At 73.4% G+C, this 19,954-nt stretch carries 20 protein-coding genes and 1 pseudogene; 14 read left to right on the top strand and 7 right to left on the bottom strand.

Annotation, left to right across the window (positions count from 1 at the left end):
• Positions 1 to 1,320, top strand: coding sequence for a M1 family metallopeptidase (locus tag DEJ12_RS04705; RefSeq protein WP_258370474.1), 1,320 nt, complete (start codon positions 1 to 3; stop codon positions 1,318 to 1,320).
• Between the two features lie 71 nt (positions 1,321 to 1,391).
• Here DEJ12_RS04705 and DEJ12_RS04700 read toward each other — a convergent pair whose 3' ends face one another.
• Positions 1,392 to 1,661, bottom strand: a complete 270-nt coding sequence (locus tag DEJ12_RS04700) for a helix-turn-helix domain-containing protein (protein WP_027465796.1) — start codon at positions 1,659 to 1,661, stop codon at positions 1,392 to 1,394.
• Between the two features lie 32 nt (positions 1,662 to 1,693).
• Between DEJ12_RS04700 and map the strand changes: the two genes are divergently transcribed.
• Positions 1,694 to 2,461 (top strand): type I methionyl aminopeptidase, encoded by a 768-nt coding sequence (gene map / locus DEJ12_RS04695; RefSeq protein ID WP_111029296.1) that lies wholly within the window; start codon positions 1,694 to 1,696, stop codon positions 2,459 to 2,461.
• Here the strand turns inward: map and DEJ12_RS04690 are convergent.
• Both DEJ12_RS04690 and DEJ12_RS04685 read right to left on the bottom strand, forming a co-directional pair.
• Positions 2,445 to 2,999 carry a 4'-phosphopantetheinyl transferase superfamily protein gene (locus DEJ12_RS04690; protein ID WP_181433014.1) on the bottom strand — a complete coding sequence of 185 codons (555 nt, stop codon included), beginning with the start codon at positions 2,997 to 2,999 and terminating at the stop codon, positions 2,445 to 2,447. The genes map and DEJ12_RS04690 overlap by 17 nt on opposite strands.
• A gap of 72 nt (positions 3,000 to 3,071) precedes the next feature.
• Positions 3,072 to 3,275 (bottom strand): hypothetical protein, encoded by a 204-nt coding sequence (locus tag DEJ12_RS04685; protein WP_017885770.1) that lies wholly within the window; start codon positions 3,273 to 3,275, stop codon positions 3,072 to 3,074.
• A 284-nt stretch (positions 3,276 to 3,559) separates the two neighbouring features.
• Between DEJ12_RS04685 and DEJ12_RS04680 the strand changes: the two genes are divergently transcribed.
• From DEJ12_RS04680 to DEJ12_RS04660, 5 genes and pseudogenes are all read left to right on the top strand, one after another.
• Positions 3,560 to 5,416 carry a TPM domain-containing protein gene (locus tag DEJ12_RS04680; RefSeq protein WP_181441393.1) on the top strand — a complete coding sequence of 619 codons (1,857 nt, stop codon included), beginning with the start codon at positions 3,560 to 3,562 and terminating at the stop codon, positions 5,414 to 5,416.
• A gap of 80 nt (positions 5,417 to 5,496) precedes the next feature.
• The gene (locus tag DEJ12_RS04675; protein ID WP_017885772.1) at positions 5,497 to 6,222 is read left to right on the top strand and encodes a PspA/IM30 family protein; all 726 of its coding nucleotides are present in this window, start codon (positions 5,497 to 5,499) and stop codon (positions 6,220 to 6,222) included.
• 44 nt (positions 6,223 to 6,266) lie between these two features.
• On the top strand, positions 6,267 to 7,088 hold the full coding sequence (locus tag DEJ12_RS04670) for an arginase family protein (protein WP_027465799.1): 822 nt from the start codon (positions 6,267 to 6,269) through the stop codon (positions 7,086 to 7,088).
• Positions 7,089 to 7,143: 55 nt separating this feature from the next.
• Positions 7,144 to 8,546, top strand: a pseudogene (locus DEJ12_RS04665) (dihydrolipoyl dehydrogenase family protein).
• A gap of 2 nt (positions 8,547 to 8,548) precedes the next feature.
• Positions 8,549 to 8,905, top strand: a complete 357-nt coding sequence (locus tag DEJ12_RS04660; protein ID WP_175330772.1) for a Fe-S oxidoreductase — start codon at positions 8,549 to 8,551, stop codon at positions 8,903 to 8,905.
• 618 nt (positions 8,906 to 9,523) lie between these two features.
• Here the strand turns inward: DEJ12_RS04660 and DEJ12_RS04655 are convergent.
• Both DEJ12_RS04655 and DEJ12_RS04650 read right to left on the bottom strand, forming a co-directional pair.
• Positions 9,524 to 10,342, bottom strand: coding sequence for an ABC transporter ATP-binding protein (locus DEJ12_RS04655; RefSeq protein ID WP_111029220.1), 819 nt, complete (start codon positions 10,340 to 10,342; stop codon positions 9,524 to 9,526).
• Positions 10,342 to 11,244 carry a siderophore-interacting protein gene (locus DEJ12_RS04650; RefSeq protein WP_258370475.1) on the bottom strand — a complete coding sequence of 301 codons (903 nt, stop codon included), beginning with the start codon at positions 11,242 to 11,244 and terminating at the stop codon, positions 10,342 to 10,344. Before DEJ12_RS04650 ends, DEJ12_RS04655 begins: the two co-directional genes overlap by 1 nt.
• A gap of 66 nt (positions 11,245 to 11,310) precedes the next feature.
• Between DEJ12_RS04650 and DEJ12_RS04645 the strand changes: the two genes are divergently transcribed.
• From DEJ12_RS04645 to DEJ12_RS04620, 6 genes are read left to right on the top strand one after another with little or no spacing between them, the layout of a single operon-like run.
• Positions 11,311 to 12,321: an alpha/beta fold hydrolase gene (locus DEJ12_RS04645; RefSeq protein ID WP_181433016.1), complete on the top strand. Its 1,011-nt coding sequence runs from the start codon at positions 11,311 to 11,313 to the stop codon at positions 12,319 to 12,321.
• Entirely contained in the window at positions 12,318 to 13,862 is a 1,545-nt protein-coding gene (locus tag DEJ12_RS04640; RefSeq protein ID WP_111029217.1) for an ABC transporter substrate-binding protein, read from the top strand. Before DEJ12_RS04645 ends, DEJ12_RS04640 begins: the two co-directional genes overlap by 4 nt.
• Before the next feature lie 46 nt (positions 13,863 to 13,908).
• Positions 13,909 to 14,862, top strand: a complete 954-nt coding sequence (locus DEJ12_RS04635) for an ABC transporter permease (protein ID WP_111029216.1) — start codon at positions 13,909 to 13,911, stop codon at positions 14,860 to 14,862.
• Positions 14,859 to 15,728 (top strand): ABC transporter permease, encoded by an 870-nt coding sequence (locus DEJ12_RS04630; RefSeq protein WP_111029215.1) that lies wholly within the window; start codon positions 14,859 to 14,861, stop codon positions 15,726 to 15,728. The genes DEJ12_RS04635 and DEJ12_RS04630 overlap by 4 nt, the downstream gene beginning before the upstream one ends.
• On the top strand, positions 15,725 to 16,537 hold the full coding sequence (locus DEJ12_RS04625; protein ID WP_111029214.1) for an ABC transporter ATP-binding protein: 813 nt from the start codon (positions 15,725 to 15,727) through the stop codon (positions 16,535 to 16,537). Before DEJ12_RS04630 ends, DEJ12_RS04625 begins: the two co-directional genes overlap by 4 nt.
• Positions 16,534 to 17,319: an ABC transporter ATP-binding protein gene (locus DEJ12_RS04620; RefSeq protein ID WP_111029213.1), complete on the top strand. Its 786-nt coding sequence runs from the start codon at positions 16,534 to 16,536 to the stop codon at positions 17,317 to 17,319. Before DEJ12_RS04625 ends, DEJ12_RS04620 begins: the two co-directional genes overlap by 4 nt.
• A gap of 349 nt (positions 17,320 to 17,668) precedes the next feature.
• Here the strand turns inward: DEJ12_RS04620 and DEJ12_RS04615 are convergent, their stop codons facing one another.
• Positions 17,669 to 19,114 (bottom strand): amidase, encoded by a 1,446-nt coding sequence (locus DEJ12_RS04615; RefSeq protein ID WP_111029212.1) that lies wholly within the window; start codon positions 19,112 to 19,114, stop codon positions 17,669 to 17,671.
• Positions 19,115 to 19,154: 40 nt separating this feature from the next.
• On the opposite strand from DEJ12_RS04615, the gene DEJ12_RS04610 reads away from it, so the two are divergent.
• Entirely contained in the window at positions 19,155 to 19,454 is a 300-nt protein-coding gene (locus DEJ12_RS04610) for a hypothetical protein (protein WP_111029211.1), read from the top strand.
• Between the two features lie 36 nt (positions 19,455 to 19,490).
• Here the strand turns inward: DEJ12_RS04610 and DEJ12_RS04605 are convergent, their stop codons facing one another.
• The gene (locus DEJ12_RS04605) at positions 19,491 to 19,907 is read right to left on the bottom strand and encodes an HIT family protein (protein ID WP_111029210.1); all 417 of its coding nucleotides are present in this window, start codon (positions 19,905 to 19,907) and stop codon (positions 19,491 to 19,493) included.
• Positions 19,908 to 19,954 lie beyond the last annotated feature (47 nt).

Below are 19,954 nucleotides of genomic sequence, written 5' to 3'. Positions count from 1 at the left end.
GTGCCCTCCGATCCCGCCGCAGACCCGTACACCCCGCACAGCGGCGACCGACGGTGGAGTGCCGAGCACTACGAGCTCCGTCTCGACTACCGCGTCGCCACGAACCGCCTGGACGGCACCGCCACGATCACCGCGCGCGCCCTCGAGCCGCTCGAGAAGGTCGTGATCGACCTGCACGGGCTCACGGTCGACCGGGTCGACGTCGACGGACGCCGGGCCAAGAAGGTCTCGACCGCGACGCATAAGGTGACGGTCACCCCGGCCGACCCCATCGCCGCCGACACCGTGTTCTCCGTGCACCTGCGGTACCGCGGCACCCCGCACCCCGTCCGGAGTGCGTGGGGGCAGCTCGGCTGGGAAGAACTGTCCGACGGCGTCATCGTCGCCGCGCAGCCCACGGGAGCGCCGTCGTGGTTCCCGTGCAACGACCGCCCCGACGACAAGGCCACGTACCGGATCGAGATCGCGGCCGAGGCGGCGTACGACGTCCTGGCGAACGGGGAGCTGCTCGCCAAGGAGCGCGACCGCGTCGGCACCCGCTGGACCTACGCCACCACCGAGCCGATGGCGACCTACCTGGCGACCGTCCAGATCGGCCGGTACCGCACCACGAAGCTGCGCACGAGCGGGGTCCCCGTCACGCTGCACCACCCCGCCGACCTCGCGGCCGCCGCGAAGACCGACTTCGGCCAGGTACCGGAGATGCTCGCGCTGTTCGGTGACCGCTTCGGTCCGTACCCGTTCGCGGCGTACGGCGTCGTGGTGACCGACGACGACCTCGAGATCCCGCTCGAGGCCCACGGCCTGGCGGTGTTCGGCCGGAACCACGTCGACGGCGAGCACGGCACCGACCGCCTCATCGCCCACGAGCTCGCCCACCAGTGGTTCGGCAACTCCGTCACGGTCACCCGCTGGCAGGACATCTGGCTGCACGAGGGGTTCGCCTGCTACGCCGAGTGGCTGTGGTCCGAGGACCGCGGCGACGACACCGCCGACCAGCTGGCCGAGCGGTACCGGCAGGGACTGCTCGAACAGCCGGAGGACCTGGTCGTCGGTGACCCGGGTGCGAAGGACATGTTCGACGACCGCGTCTACAAACGCGGCGCCCTCGCCCTGCACGCCGTCCGCCGCACGGTCGGCGACGACGCCTTCTTCACCGGGCTGCGGAGCATCACCGAGCGGCACCGGCACGGATCCGTCACCGTGCCCGACGTGCTCCGTGCGTTCGCGGACGCCGCCGGCCGCTCGGTCGCGGAAGTCGGTGCGGTGACCGGACCCTGGATCGACGAGGCGTCGGTGCCGGCGCTGCCCGCTGGCTAGCAGGCGCCGCCGGCGCGTCGATCAGCAGGCTCCGCCGCCGCGCCGGCCAGCAGGCTCCGCCGCCGCGCCGGCTAGCCCGCCAGCTCGCCGTCGGCCGGGTCGCAGCTGACCTCGGACCACACCGCGTCGAGCGAGAGCCCGACCACGCCCGCGACCGACGCGATGGTCGAGAACGCCGGCGTCGCGATGCGGCCGGTCTCGATCTTCCGGAGCGTCTCCGGCGAGATCCCCGCGGCCAGGGCGGTGTCCACGATCGACCGCGGACCACGGGCACGACGCAGCAGCGCACCGAGGCGACGACCGCGTGCGACCTCGTCGGGACGGAGTGGGAGACGGACCATGACCACATAGTAATACCGGTATGATCATCGGCGTGATCGAGATCCTGACCCCCGCCGAGGTCGACAAGGGCCGCGCCACCGGAGCCCTCGTCGGCACGATCCTGCAGACCCTGCGCGAACGCACCCGCGTGGGCACGAACCTGCTCGAGATCGACCGGTGGGCGAAGCAGATGATCGAGGCCGCCGGTGCCGACTCCTGCTACGTCGACTACGCACCCTCGTTCGGCCGCGGCCCGTTCGGCCACCACATCTGCACGGCCGTGAACGACGCCGTCCTGCACGGGCTGCCGCACGACCGGGTGCTGCAGGACGGCGACCTGCTGACCCTCGACCTCGCGGTGTCCCTGGACGGCATCGCCGCCGACGCCGCGATCAGCTTCGTCGTCGGTACCGCACGCCCCGAGGACCTCGCACTCATCGACGCCACCGAACGCGCGCTGGCCGCGGGCATCGCCGCCGCCGGACCGGGCGCCCGCATCGGTGACCTGTCCCACGCGATCGGCACCGTGCTCGAAGCGGCGGGTTACCCGGTGAACGTCGAGTTCGGCGGGCACGGCATCGGCTCGACCATGCACCAGGACCCGCACGTGTCGAACACCGGGCGCGCCGGTCGCGGCTACACCCTCCGGCCCGGGCTCCTGCTCGCGCTCGAACCGTGGGTGATGGCGGACACCGACGTCCTGGTCACCGACGCCGACGGGTGGACCCTGCGGAGTGCCACGGGAGCGCGGACCGCCCACACCGAGCACACCATCGCGATCACCGAGGACGGCGCCGAGGTGCTCACGCTCCCCCGCTGACCGCCCCGACGACCTCGACGGGCAGGCCACCCGCGGCGACGACGAGCACGACGTCCGGTGCGGGGTACAGCACGGTGAGCGGTTGTTCGGCACCCTCGAACCGGGCGGTGCCGGCGGCGACGTCGACCTCCACCGCGAGCGGGTCGACGCGCAGCCCGCGTCCGTCGCGTTTCAGCACGGCCTCCTTCGCCGCCCACGCTGCCGCGAGGAGCGCCGGGTCCCCGTCGGCTCGACGGAGTTCGACCGGAATGAATGCATCGAGCGGCGCGGCAGCGACCCGCGACACCCGTTCGACGTCGACACCGAGTGCAGACGGTCCGACCGCGAGGGCGACGACGCCCGGTGCGCGCGACAGGCTCACGCCGATCGTGGTGCCCGCGACGGTCGCCCACGGACGACCGTGGTCGGTCCCCGCGCAGTGCGGACAGACGCGCCCCGCGCGCACCGCGACCGGCCCGGCGCCGGTCGCCGACGCGACGGCGGCGACCAGGGCCTCCCGGTCGTCCGCGCGGTCAGCAGCCGGCGTCCGGAGCGTCACCGTGACGGTCTGGAGGCGCGACCCACCGACCGGGGCAGCGCCCGTCGGTCGTGTGGTCGCGCCCAGAGCGGATCAGGCGTGCGTCAGCGCGATGAGCGCGACGTTCATGGTGCTGTACTGCCCCTCGGAGCGGGTCGCCTGGCGAACTCGTCCGCGCAGGACCTCGTAACGGCCGTCGTGCTCGCGCACGAAACCGATCACACCCGTCGCCGGAGTCGACACCCGGTGGTAGCCGTCCTCGAGCGGGACGACCTCGGTGCTCGTGGTGCGTTCCATCGTTCTTCCCCTTCCGTTCATCCTCGAACAGTGGCGCCAGCATACCCCGGTACGGGGGACAAGACGTCCACAGGAAGCACGGTCCGGAGCGTTCACCCAGAGTCTGGCGGTGCCCCTGCGTGGCCTGGATAGACTCCGGGCGACAGCGCACTCGTGGCGCGGTCCGGTGCGGTGCCACGGGGTACCGACCGGCGACGGACGGAGGACGGATGCGAGCGGTCCAGCACGGATCGGGCACGGACGGATCGAGCGGGCACAGGGGGACAACGCGGCTGTGGAGCCGTGTGACGGCCGCCCTCGTCGCGATGCTGATCGTCCTGGCTCCGGCAGCGACCGCCCACGCCACGGCACCCGTCGACCTGGGCAGCGCGTACGTCCTCGACGAGGCCGACGCGCTGACCGCATCCCAGCAGTCGAAGGTCGAGCAGGCCGTGCAGGACCTGTACTCCGAGACCCAGACGCAGCTGTACGTCGTGTTCGTGCCGTCCTTCACCGACCCCACCGACCACACCGAGTGGGGTCGGGCGGTGCGCGAGCAGAACCAGATCGACAGCGACGGCATCCTGCTCTCGGTCGCGGTCGACGAGCGGAACTACGACGTGCAGCAGACGAACGAGACCGCGATCTCCTCGTCCGACGTGGAGAACGCCGTCAACGACTCGCTGCTCCCCGAGCTCAAGCAGGGCGACTGGTCCGGCGCCGCCGTGGCCTTCGCCGACGGGCTGACCCAGTCGCAGGCCCCGGTGGACCTCACCTGGCTGTGGATCCTGCTGCTCGTCGTGGTCGTCGGGCTCGTCGTCGTGGTCCTGGTCATCCGGACCCGCAACAAGCGCCGCACCGCCGCAGCGACCGAGGCGCAGGAAGCCTCGCTCGCCGACCTCGAACGCACCGCCGGCGGCGCCCTGGTCACCATCGACGACGAACTCCGAACCGCCGAGCAAGAGGTCGGGTTCGCGAGCGCGCAGTTCGGCCCGGACGCCGCCAAGCCCTTCGCCGACGCCGTGCAGGCCGCCCAGCGCGAGGTCCGCAAGGCCTTCACGATCCGGCAGCAGCTCGACGACGAGATCCCCGACACCCCCCAGCAGCGCGCCGAGTGGGCGAACCAGATCATCGTGATCTGCGAACGGGCGCACGCCGCGATCGAGGAGCAGACCGAGGCGTTCGACCAGCTCCGGTCGCTCGAGGACGGCATCGAGGACGCGGCCGCATCGCTCGCCCAGGCCGTGGCCGCCGCGCCGGCATCGGTCGGGGCCGCCGCCGCGGCACTCGACCGCGTCCGCGCCCGCTACACCGGCCGCACCCTCGCCGCCGTGGCGAACAACGTCGACCAGGCCCACCAGGTGCTCGCCTTCGCCACCGAACGCTCGAACGCCGCCAGCGCCTCCATCGCCGGGGGCGACAAGGGCGAGGCGGTCGTGGCCGTGCGCGACGCCCAGCACGCGCTCGCTCAGGTGCAGCAGCTCACCGACGGCGCACTCGCCGCCGAGCAGTCCTTCGACGAGGCCACCGCCCGCGCCGAGGCGATGCGCATCGACATCCAGGGCGACGTCGCCGCCGCCCGCAGCCTGCGCTCGGGCGGGCCGGACCTCGCCGCCGCGGTCACCCGCGCCGAGGCCGTGCTCCGCCAGGGGCTCGACCCGAAGGACCCCGTGGCGGCCGTCGACGCGCTGACCCGGGCGAACACCGAGATCGACCAGGCCATCGCCGCGGCACGGGGTGCCGAGGAACAGCGCCAGCGCGCCACCCAGGCGCTCGACGCGGCCCTGCGCGACGCCCGGAACCGGATCAGCCAGGCCCGCGACTACGTCTCACTGCACCGCGGCGGCATCGGCCCGACCGCCCGGACCCGGCTGTCCGAGGCCCAGCGCGCCTACGACGACGCCGTCGAACTCGCCCCGAGCAACCCGGGCCAGGCACTCAACGCCGCCCGCGCGGCCGAGCAGTACGCGGCCGCCGCGATGGACGCCGCCAACGACGACCTCGGCGGCTGGGGCGGCGGCCAGGGCGGTGGCGGAGGCGGCGCCCAGCTCGGCGGCCTCGTCACCGGACTCGTCCTCGGCGGCCTGCTCGGCGGACGCGGCGGCAGCTACGGCGGCGGTTCCTTCGGGGGCGGCGGCTTCGGCGGCGGCGGCCGCTTCTGACCCGACGCACTCCCCCGGCACCCAGAACCAGACACGACCCGACAACACCGTCCACAGGACTTCCACGAAAGGGAACAGCAATGGCCAAGCAGACCATCTTCGGACGCATCTCCACCCTCGTGCGCGCGAACATCAACCAGATCATCGACGACGCCGAGGACCCGCAGAAGATGCTGGACCAGCTCGTCCGCGACTACACGAACAACATCGCCGACGCGAAGACCGCGATCGCGCAGACCATCGGCAACGTGCGCCTGCTCGAGCAGGACCACGAAGAGGACAAGAAGGCCGCGGTCGAGTGGGGCCAGAAGGCCGCCAACGCCTCCACCGCAGCCGACAAGTACCGCTCCGAGGGCAAGTCGGCCGAGGCGGACAAGTTCGACAACCTCGCCAAGATCGCGATCGGCAAGCAGATCGCCGCCGAGCAGGAGGTCAAGGACGCCGAGCCGAACCTGGCGTCGCAGAACGAGGCCGTCGAGAAGCTCAAGACCGGTCTCGCCGGCATGGAGCAGAAGCTCGAGCAGCTCCGCGCGAAGCGGGACAACCTCGTCGCCCGCTCGAAGACCGCCGAGGCGCAGTCCCGCGTCAACGACGCCCTCGGCAACATCGACGTGCTCGACCCGACGAGCGACCTCGGCCGCTTCGAGGAGAAGGTCCGCCGCGAAGAGGCGAAGGTGCTCGGCCAGCAGGAGCTGCAGTCGTCGAGCCTCGACGCACAGTTCGAGAGCCTCGAGGACGTCGGCAAGGACGCCGAGGTCGAGGCACGGCTCGCCGCGCTGAAGTCCGGCGGATCCTCGAGCATCTGACGAACGCCCTGACGACGCCGGACCCCAGCTGACAGACTGAGACGATGCACTTCCTCGTGGTCGGTCAGTGGCAGGGTTCGGCGTCGTCGCGCGCGATGCGCCTCGGGGACGGTGCGTCGGCGATCGCGGCCGACCTCCCCCGGGCGTCCACCACCGTGGTCGACGTCCCGGCCGGAGCGGGTGACCGCCTCGAGACCGCCGTCGCCCGCTACACCTCGGTGCTCGCCGTCGCCGAACGCGTCGCCGAGGAAACCGCCGTCGCCACCGAACCGGTGCTCGTCGTCGGCGGTGACGGCGCCAGTGTCCTCGGCGCGACCGCTGCCCTCGCACCGGACACCGCGTTCGTCCGCATCTCCGGGTCCAGCGGGTACCGCGCGCTCAACCGGGCACAGCCCGTCGCCGCCGAGACCGCCGCCCTGCGCCTGCTGGTCGACCGCCCTGACGACCTGTTCCCCGGCCTGCCGGTCGTCCCCGCTTCGTCGGTCGTCGTCGCCGGGGTCCGCGGGGTCGAGGACGCCGAACGTGCCGCTCTCGACAAGGCCGGGATCGTGCACCTCGACGTCGACGCCGCAACCCCGGACGCCCTCGCCGCAGCGGTCGAGCGGACCGGTGCCGCATCGGTCTTCGTGCACGTCGACCTCGACGTCCTCGACCCGTCCGAGGTCGACGGGCTGCTCGAACCCGTCCCGTTCGGCCTCGACGGCGCAGCGCTCGTCGAGCGCATCCAGGCCGCGACCCGCGGCCGGCGCCTCGTCGGCGCCGCGCTCACCGGATTCGCCCCCGTCGACCCGGACCGGGCGGTGGACGACCTCGGCGTGATCCTGCGCGTCGTCGGAGCGGTGACCAGCGCCTCCCGGGTGGGCTGACCACGGGCACGACGCGACCGGCGGACCCCCTGCCGGTCCGCGTACGCTCGGCAGCATGACGGACTACGACCTCATCGTGATCGGAGCCGGCGCTGTCGGCGAGAACGTGGCGGACTACGCCAGGAAGCGCGACCTGTCGGTCGCGATCGTGGAGGCCGAGCTCGTCGGCGGCGAGTGCTCCTACTGGGCGTGCATGCCCTCGAAGGCCCTCCTGCGCAGCGGACACGCCCTCGCCGCCGCCAAGCGGCTCGACGGTGCGAAGCAGGCCGTGACCGGCACGCTCGACGCCGCCCACGTGCTCGCCCGCCGCAACTCGTTCACCTCCGACTGGAAGGACGACAGCCAGGTCTCGTGGCTCGAGTCCGCCGGCATCGACCTGATCCGCGGGCACGCCCGCATCACCGGCCCGAAGACCATCGACGTCGACGGCGAGACGCACACGGCGCGCGCCGCCGTCGCGGTCGTCACCGGTTCCCTGCACACGCTGCCCCCGGTGCCCGGTCTCGCCGAGGCGAAGCCGTGGGGCACTCGCGCGGGCACCAGCGCCCAGCAGGTCCCCGAGAGCCTGCTCGTCATCGGCGGCGGCGTCTCCGGCTCGGAGCTCGCGACCGCGTGGGCCTCCCTCGGCGCGAAGGTCACCCTCGTCGCCCGGCACGGTCTGCTCGGCGGCATGGAGCCCTTCGCCGGGGAACTCGTCGCCGACTCCCTGCGCGAACTCGGTGTCGACGTCCGCACCGGCGTCAACCCGGTCCGGGTCGACCGCGACGAGCACGGTCTCGTCACCACGGAGCTCGACGACGGCACCACGGTCATCACGAGCGAGGTGCTCGCCGCCACCGGCCGCGCCGCACACACGCGTGACCTCGGGCTCGAGACCGTCGGCCTGACCGCGGGCGACTGGCTCGACGTCGACGACACCATGCTCGTGCACGGCACCGACTGGCTGTACGCCGTGGGTGACGTCAACCACCGCGTCCTGCTCACGCACCAGGGCAAGTACCAGGCGCGTGCCGCCGGCGAGGCGATCGCAGCCCGGTACCAGGGCACGCCGCTGCACACCGAGCCGTGGGGTGCCCACGTCGCAACCGCCGACCACGCCGCCTCGCCGCAGGTCACCTTCACCGACCCCGAGGTCGCGAGCGTCGGACTGACCGAGGCGAAGGCCCGCGAGCAGGGGCTGAACGTCCGCGCGGTCGAGTACGACCTCGGTGCGATCGCCGGGTCCTCCCTGCAGGCGGACGGCTACACGGGCCGCGCGAAGATGGTCGTCGACGAGGACCGCGGGGTCGTCGTGGGCGTCACGTTCGTCGGCCAGGACGTCGCCGAGATGCTGCACGGCGCCACCGTCGCCGTCGTAGCGAGGTCCCGATCGACCGTCTGTGGCACGCGGTCCCGGCCTACCCGACGATGAACGAGATCTGGCTCCGCCTGCTCGAGACGTACGGCCGCCCGGCCTGAGCGTGCGCAACCCGCTGCTCGACTCCCCCGTGTCCCGTGCGGGGTGGGTCTTCGCGACCGCCGTCGGGCTCGCCGTGGGCGTCCCCCTGTCGACCGGGCGGATCCGGGTGGAGGACGGGCTCGTCGTCTGCACGGGGCTGCCGCGCTGGGTGTTCCGGCGCGGCGGCACCTGCGTCGGTTCGGTGTACCTGACCCGCGACAACGACGGCCCGCGGGTGCTCCGGCACGAGCGGGTGCACGTCGAGCAGTGGCGCCGGTACGGGATGCTCATGCCGTTGCTCTACGCCGTCGCCGGGCGGGATCCGCTGCGGAACCGGTTCGAGGTCGAGGCCGGCCTGGAGGACGGCGGCTACCGCTGACGGGTGCGGGTGCGGGGCGGGGCGGCTCGGGTGTGCTGCGGTCGCACGACACGCCGCGTGCGCATCGCCGTGGTCGCGCGAACTGTCGCCCCGACGCCGGGCAGGCGGCGGTTCGTGCGACCTCGGCGCGCCCGCCCGCCGGTCGCAACACCCCGCCTACCCCGCGGCGAGCGGTCGCAGACCGTCGCCTGCGGCGCCGCCAGCCGACAGTTCGTGACCGCTCGGCGCCCGGCCCACGACGAGCCGTGACCACTCGGCGGCAGGCCGGTCAGGCGACGGGGCGCGACCGGTCGACGGCCTGGAGGCGCGTGGCGGCGCCGCCCCGGGCCTCCAGGCCGCTGCGCCCCACGCCCACCGCGCCCGCCCACCGGTCGCAACACCCCGCCGGGCAAGCGGCGAGCGGTCGCAGACCGTCGCCTGCGGCGCCGCCAGCCGACAGTTCGTGACCGCTCGGCGCCCGGGCGACGACGCTTCGTGACCACTCGGCGGCGGCACGTGACCGAAGTCGCGCGACACGCCGCGTCCGCGTCGCCGCGATCGCGCGAACCGTCGTCCCGACGCCGGGCAGGCGGCAGATCGTGCGACCTCGGCCCGGCCCGGCCCCAGCCGGCCCGCGCGTCAGGCCGCGCGCCGCCGCGGCACCACGAGCGGCGTGCCGGTCTCGGGATCGGGGACGACGACGCACGGCAGGCCGAAGACGTCCTCGACGAGGTCCGCGGTGAGCACCGACGACGGCTCCCCCGCCGAGACGATCGCCCCCTCGCGCATCGCGATGACGTGGGTGGCGTAGCGCGCGGCCTGGTTCAGGTCGTGCAGCACCGCGACGACCGTGCGACCGGCGGCGTGCAGCGTGGAGGCGAGTTCGAGCACGTCGTACTGGTGCGCGATGTCGAGGAACGTCGTCGGCTCGTCGAGCAGCACGATGTCGGTCTGCTGCGCGAGCACCATCGCGATCCACACCCGCTGCCGCTGCCCGCCGGAGAGCTCGTCGACGCTCCGGTCGGCCAGTTCGACCGTCGACGTCTGCTCGAGTGCGGCCTGCACGGCCTGCCGGTCGGACCCGGACGACGGGTGCAGCAGGTCCTGGTGCGGGAACCGGCCCCGGGACACGAGGTCACGCACGGTGATGCCGTCGGGGGCGATCGGGGTCTGCGGGAGCATGCCGACCCGCCGGGCGACGGCCTTCGGGCGGTACGAGTCGATCGGCGCCCCGTCGAGGAACACCGTGCCGGCGCGCGGCTTCAGGGTGCGGGCGAAGGACTTCAGCAGCGTCGACTTGCCGCAGGCGTTGGGCCCGACGATGACCGTCAGTTCGCCGTCCGGGATGTCGACGTCGAGCGTGTCCACCACGACCCGGTCGTCGTACGCCAGGGTCAGCCCACGGGCCCCCAGTGCGGTGGTCGGGACCGGACCGAGCGCGGTGCCCGCCGTCGGCATCAGTGCTCGGCCTTGCCGTGCCGCCAGTAGCCCATGAACGCGACCTGCTTGCGGTCGATGCCGACGCCGCGCACCAGGTGGCGCCGGAGTTCCTTGACGCAGCCGGCCTCGCCCGCGATCCACGCGTAGACGGGGCGCTCGTCGACGGGCGCGGGGACGTCCCACAGCACCTGCTCGTCGACGTCGACGTCGGTGAGCTCGGCGGCCGGCTCGCACGCGGCGACGGACGACGGCGCGACGGTGGAGGCCCAGGCGTGCACCTGGTCGGTCATCCGGACCCCGTGGGTGGCGCCGTTGCGGGCGATCCAGCGGACCTCGACCCCGGCGGGCGCGGTGACCGGCAGCCGGTCGGCGTCGGTGGGCACCTCGATGAAGACGTGGCCGACAGTCGAGACGTCGAGGGCTTCGAGGATGGCGCAGATGGCGGGTGCGGCGGTCTCGTCCCCGGCGAGCAGGATCCGGTTCGCGTGCCCGGGAGCGAACTCGGCGGCACCGGTCGGCAGGTCCTCCGGCGACTCGGGAACCCGCGGCCCGACGATGCGCAGCTCGTCACCCACGCGGCAGGCCGACACCCAGCGCGACGCCGGACCGGTGTCGCCGTGCGCGACGAAGTCGATGTCGAGTTCGCGGGCGTCCGGCCGGAACGAGCGGACCGTGTACGTGCGGAGCGGGTTGCGGGCGTCGTCCGGCAGCGCGCGCCAGGCGGTGTACCAGTCCTCGTCCTCCGGCAGTTCGGAGAAGCCGATGCCGGGCAGGGGCAGCACGATCTTGATCCGCTGGTCGAGACCGACCGAGGAGAAGTCGGCGAGCGCGTCGCCCGTCAGCGTGACCCGGACGAAGTTCGGGGTGAGCGACGTGACGGCGGCCACACGGACGGAGAAGACGCGATACCGGGTTGCCACGGAATCGAGTATGGCATGCCTTACCTAACGTCTCCAGGCCCGCGGAACGGTGCGAGGATCGTCCCCGTGTCCGAAGCCCCCGACGACGAATTCGCCGACCTGCCCGCCCTCGCCAGCGCGAGCGGCGTGACCGCGCCGCTCCGCGCCTCCAGGCAGGTGGTCCGCACCGCGGACGGGCAGGATACCTCCGCGATCCGGTGGGGCGACGACGGCCAGGAGGCCCGGATCACCTACCTGCACGGGCTCGGCATCGACGCCCACAGCTTCGACACCACGGCACTGGCCGTGGGCGAGCCGGCGGTCGCCCTCGACCTGCCCGGCCACGGCCGGTCGTCGTGGCGGGAGGACGCGGACTACGCGGCGGCCGCGACGGCGCCGAGCGTGCTCGCCGCGCTCGACGCGCTCGCGGTGCCGCCGGGCATCGTCGTCGGCCACTCGCTCGGTGCGATCCTGTCCGCCCGACTCGCGGCCACCGCGCCGGAGCGGGTCACCGGGCTCGTGCTCGTCGACATGTCGCCGGACTTCGCGCAGCGCGCGGTCGACCGGATCGCCCGCGCGCTCGAGGCCGAAGAGCCGTTCGAGTCGCTCGAGCAGGTCGTCGACCGGGCGATCGAGGCGCGGGTCGGCGACGACCGGCAGGTGCTGCTCCGTGAGGCCCGGCACACGACGGCCCTCGGTGCGGACGGGCGACTGGTGCGCCGCCACCACTTCCCGCACCTGCCCGCCGGGCGGACGTCGTCGGTGGGGCGCTTCGCCGATGCGTGGCCGGACCTCGAGGCCCTGCGCGTGCCGATCCTGCTCGTCCGGGGTGACCGCGGGTACGTCTCCCCGAAGCTGCACGCCGGGTTCGCCGAACGCCTGCCGGACGCCGAGATCGTGACGGTGACCTCGCGGCACGCGGTGCAGAACCAGGCACCCCTCGAACTGGCTTCGGCGATCCGGGCATGGGCGGAGCGGCACGGATTGTTGCACCCGATCGAAGAACCGTCGCCGGACGGCACCAGCCGCCGGTACCCTCGTGCGAGCGCGAGGCCCGATCCCAGCCCTCGTGCCCGGAAGGAACCCACCACCCCATGAGTCCGCTCCTGCCCCGTCGCACCGCGCGCACCTCGCGCATCGGGCGCGCTGCCCTCGCCGCCACGGCCGTCGCCGTCGTCTCCGCCCTGGCGCTGGCCGGCTGCTCCGGCTCGTCCGACACCACCGGCGGCAAGGACGCCACGGTGCGCGTCGGGCTGGTGCTCGAGCCGACGAGTCTCGACATCCGCACCCAGTCCGGGGCGGCGCTCGACCAGGTGCTCATCGACAACGTGTACCAGGGGCTCGTCGGCCGGACCGCCGACGGCGAGATCCGTGACGTGCTGGCCTCGTCGCACGAGGTCTCGAAGGACGGCCTGACCTACACGTTCACGCTGCGGGACGGCACGACGTTCCAGGACGGCAAGCCGGTCACCGCGGCCGACGTCGTGTGGTCGCTCGAGCAGGTCAAGTCGAACGACTCGTACGTCGACTCGGCCAAGCTCGCGGGCGTCACGTCGATCACCTCGCCGTCGGACGACTCCGTCGTGCTGCAGCTGGCGAAGCCGGACTCCGACCTGCTCTGGAACCTGACCGGCCGCTCGGGCCTGGTGCTCGAGAAGGCCGCGGACAACGACCTGTCCGACAGCGCGAACGGCACCGGTCCGTTCGAGGTCGCGAGCTGGAAGCAGGGCGACTCGCTCACCTTCGACCGCAACGAGGACTACTGGGGCACGAAGGCGAAGGTCGCGAAGATCGTCTTCCGGTACATCACGGACCCGTCGACCGCCGTCAACGCGATGGCGAACGGTGACCTCGACGTCCTGAACCCCGTTGACGGCACGCTCAAGAGCCAGCTGCAGGGCAACGCCGACATCGCGCTGCACAGCGGCAAGACGACCGACAAGTACACGCTCGCGTTCAACGACCGCAAGGAACCCTTCACCGACGAGCGCGTGCGCCGGGCGATCCGGCAGGCGATCGACGCAAAGGCGCTCATCAAGGCGATCGGCGGCACCGGCGTGGAGCAGGGCGGCCCCATCCCGGAGCTCGACCCCGGCTACGAGGACCTCACCGACATCGACGCCTACGACCCCGCGAACGCGAAGAAGCTCCTGGCCGACGCCGGGCAGCAGGACCTGAAGCTGACGCTCACCTACGCGAACATCTACCCGACCACGATCGGCGACGTGCTGAAGTCGCAGCTCGCCGACGTCGGGATCACCCTGACCGTCAAGCGCGTCGACTTCGCCACCTGGCTGTCCTCGGTGTTCCAGGCACCGAAGTCCGGCGAGCGGGACTTCGACCTGTCGATGGTCGACCACGTCGAGGCCCGTGACTTCGGCAACTGGGCGAACCCGGACTACTACTTCGGGTACGACAACCCGAAGGTGCAGGCGCTCTACGCCCAGTCGATCGCGGCGACCGACGAGGCCACGAAGACCGAGGCACTCCGCAAGGCGGCACGCATCGTCAGCGAGGACGCGGCTGGCGAGTGGCTCTACACGGCGACCGAGATCACCGCGGTGCGCTCCGGCGTGACGGGCTTCCCGGTCGACGGCGGCAACTCGCGCCTCGACCTGGCGAAGCTCGCGGTCAAGTGACCCGGAGCGACCGCGGCGGGGTGTCCGTCCCCGTAGCATCGGTGTCGTGACCCGGTTCCTCATCGGGCGGGTGCTCCTGCTCGTCGTCGGCCTGCTCGTGGCGAGCGTCATCATCTTCGCCACGCTCCGCGTGCTGCCCGGTGACGTCGCCCAGGTCGTCGCCGGCACGCAGTCGACCCCGGCGCAGGTGGAGCAGCTCCGCCAGCAGCTCGGACTCGACCGGCCCGTCGTGGTGCAGTACCTCGACTGGATCGGCGGGGTGTTCCGCGGTGACCTCGGCCGTTCCCTGGTGACGAACGGTGCCGTCGCTCCGGAGATCGCGCAGAAGCTCGCGATCACCCTGCCGCTCGCCGCGATGTCGCTGGTGACCGCCCTGGTGATCGGCGTCCCGCTCGGGGTGGTCGCCGCGGTGCTCCGTCGTCGTCCGGGCGGTGCGGTGATCGGGTTCGCGGCGCAGGCGGTCGCCGCCGTGCCCGTCGTCTGGGCCGGCATGCTCCTCGTCGCCCTCTTCGCGGTGACGCTGCACTGGCTGCCGACGCAGGGCTTCCCGCTCGACGGCTGGTCCGAACCCGGGCGGGCGTTCGCGTCGCTCGTGCTGCCCGCGGTGACGATCGGTGCCGTCGAGGGCGCCGTGATCCTCCGGTTCACCCGGTCCGCCACGTTGTCCGTCCTCGATGCCGACCACCTGCGCACCGCCGCCGCCGTCGGGCTGACCCGCACGCAGGCGCTGCTCCGCCACGGCCTGCCGAGCGTCGCCCTCACGGTGCTCGCCGTGCTCGGCGTCCAGATCGCCGGACTGCTCGTCGGTGCCGTCGTCGTCGAGCAGCTGTTCTCCCTGCCCGGGGTCGGTCGGATGCTCGTGACCGACGTCGGCCGCCGCGACATCACGAAGGTGCAGTCGGAACTGCTCGTGCTCACCGGAATCGTGCTGCTCGTCGGGTTCGCCGTCGACGTCGTGCACCGCACCCTCGACCCCCGACAGCGCGAGGTGCAGGGATGATCCGCCGTCTGGTGTCCCGACCGACCGGGGTCTTCGCCGTCGTCGTGCTCGGCCTGCTGCTCGTGCTCGCCGCCGTGTCGCTCGTCTGGACACCGCAGAACCCGTTCCGCGCCGACCCGTTCCACCAGTGGGAGGGGCCGAGCGCCGCGCACTGGTTCGGCACCGACGCCGCCGGCCGCGACATCGCGAGCTACCTGCTCGCCGGCACCCGCACCACCGTGCTCGTCGCCGTGGGCTCCGGGGTGATCGCGAGCGTCGTCGGGATCGTCCTCACCGCGATCGGTTCGCTCACCGCCCGCTGGGTGCGCGAGGGCACCGCGGTCCTGCTCGACATCCTGGTGGCGTTCCCGACCCTGCTCACCGCGATGCTCCTGACCGCGGTGTTCGGCGGGTCGCTCGGCGTGGTGATCGTCAGCGTCGGGCTGTCCTTCGGCGTGACGATCGCCCGCGTGGCCCGCGGCGAGATCCGGCGGATCGCCCGGAGCGACTACGTGACCGCGGCCCGGGCGTCCGGCGTCGGCGGTGCCGGGGTGCTCTTCCGCCACCTGGTGCCGAACGCGGCGCCGCTGTTCACCGTGCAGCTGTCGCTCGCGATGGCCACGGCCGTCCTCGCCGAGGCCGGGCTGTCCTACCTGGGCTACGGCGCCGGATCGGACACCGCGTCGTGGGGCAGCCTGCTGTCCGACCTGCAGACCTACATCGGGGTCCACCCGTGGAGTGCGACCTGGCCGGGAGCCGCCATCGCCCTCGTCGTCGCGGCACTGTCGTTGCTCGGCGACGCGGTGCGGGACGCCTCGGACCCGCGGCTGACGACGAGCGACCGGAGCGCCGACCCGGCGACGACCACGCCGGGGGTGACCGCATGACCGACCACGCGGCCGGCCCCGCCCACGCCACCGCAGCCTCCGGGCTCGAGGTGCGCGGGTTGTCGGTCCGCATCACGGGGCGGACGATCCTCGACGACGTCAGCTTCACCGTGCCTCCCGGCCAGCGCGTCGGCGTGATCGGCGCGAGCGGATCCGGCAAGTCGATGACCTCGCTCGCCCTGATGGGCCTGGAGCCCACCGGCGCCGTCGTGACCGGCAGCGTCCGCCTGGACGGCACCGAACTCGTCGGCCTGCCCGACCGCGAGCGCGCGCGACACCGTGGATCGGGCATCGCGATGGTGTTCCAGGAGCCGGGCACCGCGCTCGACCCGCTGCGGCGGGTCGGCGCGCAGATCGCGGAGCCGCTCCGGCTGCACCGCGGGCTCGACCGACGCGCGGCACGCGCGGCAGCCGTCGACCTGGCGGCGTCCGTGGGCCTGCCCGACCCGGAGTCGCTGCTGCGGCAGTACCCGCACCAGCTGTCCGGCGGACAGCGACAGCGGATCTGCATCGCGATGGCGATGGCGGGCGAGCCGTCGTACCTGGTCGCCGACGAGCCGACCACGGCGCTCGACGTCACCACCGAGGCCCGCATCCTCGACCTGTTCGAGCACCTGCCGGCGGGCATGGTGTTCGTCACCCACGACCTCGCCGTGCTCGCGCGCATCGCCGACACCGCCGTGGTGCTCGACGCCGGCCGGGTGGTCGAGCAGGGTCGCGTCGCGGACCTGCTCGCCGCACCGCAGCACCCCGCCACCGCTGCGCTCGTCGACGCCGCTCGGGCCACCGCCAGGAGGACCGCCCCGTGACCCTCCCCGTCCTCGAGGCCACCGGTCTCCACCGCACCTACCGCCTCCCCCGCCGCGGCCCGTTCGAGCCCGGTCCGGTCCGCACCGCCGTCGACGGTGTCGACCTGACGGTCGCCCCCGGCGCACGGCTCGGCATCGTCGGCGAATCAGGATCCGGCAAGTCCACGGTGGTCCGGCTGCTCGCCGGCCTGGAGGCCCCTTCCGCCGGCACCGTCGCCGCCTCCGGCCGTCCGGTGGTCGCGTCCCGGTCCGCGCGTGCGTTGCGCTGGTTCCGTCGCGAGACCGGGGTGGTGTTCCAGGACCCGTACGCGTCCCTCGACCCGCGGATGCGCGTCGGCGCGATCGTCGCCGAGCCGCTGCGGGCCCTGCAGGTCCCGGGGTCGCACGACGACCTGGTCCGTGCCGTGCTGGAGCGCGTCGACCTGCCCGCCGACACGGTCGACCGGTACCCGCACGAGTTCTCCGGCGGGCAACGGCAGCGGATCGCGATCGCCCGGGCCGTGGTGCACTCGCCGCGGATCCTGTTCGGCGACGAGCCGATGAGCGCCCTCGACGTGGTGGTCCGCGCCCGGGTGATCGAGCTGTTCCGGTCGCTCGCCGACGACCTCGGGCTGACGCTCGTGCTGGTGTCGCACGACATCGGCGTCGTGCAGCGGCTGTGCGACACGGTCGCGGTGATGTCCGACGGCCGCATCGTCGAGCACGGGCCGGTGTCGCTCCTCGACGCGCCGCAGCACCCGGTGACGCGGGCGTTGGTGGCGGCGGCGCCGACGCTGCCGTAGGGCGGCGGGCGGGGCGGCGGGCGGCGCGGCGCACCGTGCGCGCCCCGCCACTCCGTGCGGGCTTGCCCGCACAGAGCCGGCCTACAAGGCCACACCGAACAAGCAACCCCGCACCACACGCACGAAACCGCACCGTGCGCCAGACAGGAGGCACGGCACCAGCTCGCCCCGCGCCTCCAGACCAGACGCACACGAGTCCACCGCACTGTGCGCGCCCCACGATCTCGTGCGGGCTTGCCCGCACAGAGCCGGCCTACAAGGCCGCATCGAGCAAGCAACGCCGCACCAGCCTGACAACGCCGCACGGTGCGCCGCGCGCACGCGCACCGGAGCGGCCCCGGGCCTCCCGTCAGGCGGTCCAGGCGGCCGGGTGGCGCCGCTGCCAGCGCAACCGGCGCTCGAGCTGCGCGCCGATCGCGAGCAGGACGCGCTCGCCGCCGGGGCGCCCGATCAGTTGCACGCCCATCGGCAGCCCGCCACCGTCGGGGTGGTCGTCGTCGGTCATGCCGACCGGCAGGGTGATCGCGGGGAGCCCGGACACGTTCGCCATCGACGTCCACGGCGAGTACGCGCACTGGCGGCGGAAGTCCTCGTCGGGGTCGTCGCCGTACCAGCCGAGGGGCCGCGGCGTCATCGCGAGGGTCGGCGTGAGCACCGCGTCGAACCGGTCGAACGCGCCGATGAGCGTCGTCGAGAAGGTGTCGAGCGTCGACATCGCCTCGAGGACCTGCGTGCCGGACAGCGCCCGTCCGCGCGCCACGAGCCACGCCACGAGCGGGGTCAGCGACGACAGGTCGATGCCGGGCACCTGCGGCAGGCGGGCGGCCGAGCTCTCCCACGCCACCCGGAACGCGTCGGCGTAGGGCACACGGGGCATCCGGACGTCCTCGACGCCGTGCCCGACCTCGCCGAGCACCCGCACGGCGGTCTCCACGGCAGCCCGGGCCGCGGGGTCGACGACCACGTCGACGGTGTCGTCCCACGGCGAGCCGTCGAGCACCCCGACGACGAACCGGCCCTCGCCGCGGACGGCCGCCGCGGTGAACGGCCCCTCGCCGACGTCGGGGGTGACGAGCGCGTAGGGCGACGGCTCCGGCAGCCCGGTCGGCGCGACCAGCGCGTCGAGGAGCATGCCCGCGTCGGCGACGGACCGGGTGAGCGGCCCGGCCACGGACAGGCCACCGACGCCGGAGCGGCCGGGCATCGACGGCACGCGGCCGCGGCTCGGCTTCAGGCCGACGAGTCCGGTCGCCGCGGCGGGGATCCGCACCGATCCGCCGCCGTCCGACCCGACCGCGGCGGGCACGAGTCCGGCGGCGACGGCGACGGCCGCTCCGCTCGACGACCCGCCCGGCGCGCGCATGGTGTCGTAGGGGTTCCGCGTCACGCCGAGCCGGGTCTCGGACGACGAGGACATGCCGAACTCCGGTGACGCGGTCTTGCCGAGGCTGACGGTGCCGGCCGCGTCGAGCGCGGCGACGAGCGGGTGGTCGGCCGACGCGAGACGCTCCGGCAGGCTCGTGGTGCCGTTCCGCGTGGGGACGCCGGCGCGGTCGTACAGGTCCTTGTCGGCGGTCGGGAGGCCCCACAACGGTCTCGACGTCGGCACCAGGTGGCCGAGGCGATCGGCTCGGGCCCGGGCCGCGTCCGCGGTGACCGTCACGAAGGCGCCGAGTCCGGCGTCCAGGCGTTCCACGCGGGACAGGTAGTGCTCGGTGACCTCGAGGGCGGTCGCCTCGCCCCGGCGGATCCAGTCCCAGAGTTCCTGTGCGGAGAGGTGGTGGAGTTCGAACACGGCTCCGAGCCTAGGCGGCGGTGGCCCGTATCCTTCGACGGTGGACACCACTCTCCCCTCCGGCACGACGAAGCGCCGGATCGAACTCCTGCTCGTCCGGCCCCTGTTCGCCTGGTTCGCCCGGCCGACCGTCACCGTCGACGGGGTGGGGCACCCGGCCCAGTGGGGCACCGGCACGTGGGCGGTGCCGGACGACGGCGACACGGTGATCGGCGTGTACCTGTTCAACCGCGCGTGGCGGTTCGGAGCGGCCTCGGTGTCGGTCGGCGGCGCGACGGCGCTGGAGTACCGGGGCGGACTGCTGCCGGTGGGTGCGGGTCGGTTGGTACCCAGGGGCTGAGGGTCGCGGCGGGCCGGGAAGGGTCTGCCCGGGCGGCTACTCGAACATCTCGGCGAGGAGCGCGTGCGGGTCCCCGTCGACCACGTGCGCGGATCGTCGCTCCGGCCAGTGCGTCGTGGCGTCGTCCGGCCAGCACGGCACGACGTGGAGGTGCAGGTGCGGCACGCTCTGGCCGGCGTCTGCACCCGATGCCTGCAGCACGACGGTCCCGGTCGCGCCGAGGGCACCCTTCATCGCACGGGCGACACGCTGCGCCAGGGCCGTGGTGGCGGCGAGTGCCGTGGGCCCGGCACTGAGCAGGTCGGCGGTGTGCTCGACCGGCACGACCAGGGTGTGGCCGGGAGCCAGCGCCGAGTCGGGCAGGGGTGCGAAGGCGACGGCGTACTCCTCGCGCTCGACCCACACGGCGCGTTGGTCACCGGCGATCACGGCACAGAAGACGCAGGAGTCCATCGGCCCAGTCTGCTGCACGTGGGGTGCCCGCTCCGCGTGGGACGATG

The organism is Curtobacterium sp. MCLR17_059 (assembly GCF_003234665.1).
Taxonomy (GTDB): Bacteria; Actinomycetota; Actinomycetes; order Actinomycetales; family Microbacteriaceae; genus Curtobacterium; species Curtobacterium flaccumfaciens.
This window is presented reverse-complemented; position numbering and strand designations above follow the sequence as displayed.

Bases quoted from the DNA above. Each gene is read 5' to 3' on its own strand.
- DEJ12_RS04700 (WP_027465796.1), bottom strand. From the start codon at position 1,661: ATGGTCCGTCTCCCACTCCGTCCCGACGAGGTCGCACGCGGTCGTCGC.
- DEJ12_RS04685 (WP_017885770.1), bottom strand. From the start codon at position 3,275: ATGGAACGCACCACGAGCACCGAGGTCGTCCCGCTCGAGGACGGCTAC.
- DEJ12_RS04675 (WP_017885772.1), top strand. From the start codon at position 5,497: ATGGCCAAGCAGACCATCTTCGGACGCATCTCCACCCTCGTGCGCGCG.
- DEJ12_RS04670 (WP_027465799.1), top strand. From the start codon at position 6,267: ATGCACTTCCTCGTGGTCGGTCAGTGGCAGGGTTCGGCGTCGTCGCGC.
- DEJ12_RS04655 (WP_111029220.1), bottom strand. From the start codon at position 10,342: ATGCCGACGGCGGGCACCGCGCTCGGTCCGGTCCCGACCACCGCACTG.
- DEJ12_RS04640 (WP_111029217.1), top strand. From the start codon at position 12,318: ATGAGTCCGCTCCTGCCCCGTCGCACCGCGCGCACCTCGCGCATCGGG.
- DEJ12_RS04630 (WP_111029215.1), top strand. From the start codon at position 14,859: ATGATCCGCCGTCTGGTGTCCCGACCGACCGGGGTCTTCGCCGTCGTC.
- DEJ12_RS04625 (WP_111029214.1), top strand. From the start codon at position 15,725: ATGACCGACCACGCGGCCGGCCCCGCCCACGCCACCGCAGCCTCCGGG.
- DEJ12_RS04605 (WP_111029210.1), bottom strand. From the start codon at position 19,907: ATGGACTCCTGCGTCTTCTGTGCCGTGATCGCCGGTGACCAACGCGCC.